Annotated in this window: 2 protein-coding genes; both read right to left on the bottom strand. The window is 39.9% G+C overall.

Going from position 1 to position 2,153, the window contains the following annotated elements; all coding sequences use genetic code 11:
* Positions 1-826: SulP family inorganic anion transporter (locus ACEW8O_RS13015; RefSeq protein WP_373495059.1), on the bottom strand; the 826-nt coding region annotated here is incomplete at its 3' end.
* Between the two features lie 100 nt (positions 827-926).
* On the bottom strand, positions 927-2,153 hold a 1,227-nt coding region (gene purB, locus ACEW8O_RS13010), incomplete at its 5' end, for an adenylosuccinate lyase (protein WP_373495058.1).

Raw genomic sequence — 2,153 nt, 5'->3', positions numbered from 1 at the left:
CCAAACTGGCAATAATAGCAATGGTAAATGCTACCAGCCAAACATCAGGATTGGTTATTGCAGAAAATTGGGGAAATGTTAACTGACCGATAAGATGACCGAAGGATTCTATTTCTGGTAATACTACCTTACCTGCTGCATCTATGTAAAGATTTGGAATAAAGAATTTAAAGGTTTTATTTATCAGGACCCCAAAAATAACTACAACCAACGGTCCTGGAATGAATTTAGTAAATTTTTGTTTTTTAATAAATGGACGATCCCACAACGACAATATCCCCAAGGAGACGAAAGTAATAATGATAGCGCCAAATTGAAATTCATTGGATAGGTTTCCTAAATCCAAAACAGCGTTCCAGTCATTGACAAAAGGAATATATTTTTCAAGATTAGCAGTCTCATTCACTCCAAATGCATATGGTATTTGTTTGATGATCAAAATCACACCAATACCGGCAAGCATTCCTTTGATGACCGAAGTGGGAAAATAATAACCTATGACACCGGCTTTTAGCCAGCCCAGAATAATCTGTAAAATCCCGGCCAATACAACAGCAGTTAGGAATATATCAAAAGCCCCAAGATCCGAAATGGCATTCAGAACAATTACGGTCAATCCTGCAGCTGGTCCGGACACGGCTGTATGTGAACCGGAAAGAGAACCAATCACAATTCCCCCGACCACACCCGCGATAATTCCCGAGAATAATGGTGCCCCTGAGGACAAAGCAATCCCTAGACACAGTGGTAGTGCTACCAAGAACACTACTAACCCCGAGGGTAAATCACTTCCAAAGTGAGTAAAAATTCTTTTATTACTGTCCATATTTGATGTGCCGGTTATTTATTATTTTTCAAGCTATCAGTTGGGATATCTTAAAACCTATTTCGCAAAAATACTCCTTTCTAATTAGGGTCTTTACCTTTTATATAAATATCCCAACATAATTGAAAGGGGATATTTTTTTTAGCTCATCTTTTATTTCATCAGAAACATTAAGTCCCTCAATAAAAGTCATTATGGATTTTTCAGTAATTTTTTCATTTGTACGGGTAAGTTCCTTCAGCGCTTCGTATGGTTTGGGATACCCCTCTCTTCTCAGAATGGTCTGAATGGCCTCAGCGACCACGGCCCAATTTTCTTCAAGGTCTGCATTTATTGCTGCCCTGTTCAGTTCAAGTTTAGCTAGACCTTTTAAAATGGATTCGAATGATATCAGCATATGGGCCAAAGGAACCCCGATAATCCTCAATACCGTGGAGTCGGTCAAATCCCGCTGAAGCCGGCTTATCGGCAGTTTGGCAGCCAAATGTTCCAAGAGGGCATTGGCAATACCAAGGTTACCCTCTGCATTTTCGAAGTCAATGGGATTTACTTTGTGGGGCATGGCGGAAGATCCTACTTCTCCTTCTTTGATTTTTTGATTGAAATAGTTCATGGCCACATACTGCCAAATATCTTTTGACAAATCAAGAAGTATGGTATTGATTCTTTTCAAACCGTCAAAAGTGGCCGCTAGATTATCATAATGCTCGATCTGTGTGGTCGGATAACTCCTTACCAATCCAAGGTAATCCCCTGCAAATTTTTCCGCAAAACTGTTCCAGTCAATTTCAGGATAGGCGATGTGATGGGCGTTCATATTTCCTGTTGCGCCCCCAAACTTGGCAGAGTAAGGAACTAGGGAAAGCAGTTCCAATTGTTTTTCCAACCTAATTACAAAAACCTGGAATTCTTTTCCCAAGAGGGTCGGTGAAGCCGGTTGTCCGTGGGTTTTGGCTAGCATAGGAATGTCTTTCCATGCAGCTACCTGTTCCTTGAGCTTTTCGATAATGGTATTTAAGCTGGGAAGAATGGATTTTTCCAGCCCATCTTTCAACATCAATGGCGTGGCGGTATTGTTGATGTCCTGTGAGGTCAAACCAAAATGAATGAACTCCTTGAACTCCTGAAGGCCCAATCCATCAAATTTTTCTTTTAAAAAATACTCAACTGCCTTAACATCATGATTGGTGACTTTCTCGGTTTCTTTGATCTGAAGCGCATCTTCCAGACTGAAATTAGATACTAAAATTCTTAATGAAGTAAATAATTTCTTTTCAAAATGCTTAAGCTGAGGCAACGGGATTTCACAAAGGGCAATAAAATACTC

This window comes from Aquiflexum sp. (assembly GCF_041749095.1).
Taxonomy (GTDB): Bacteria; Bacteroidota; Bacteroidia; order Cytophagales; family Cyclobacteriaceae; genus Aquiflexum.
Note: the sequence above shows the minus strand (reverse complement) of the source record. Positions and strands in the feature narration are given on the sequence as shown.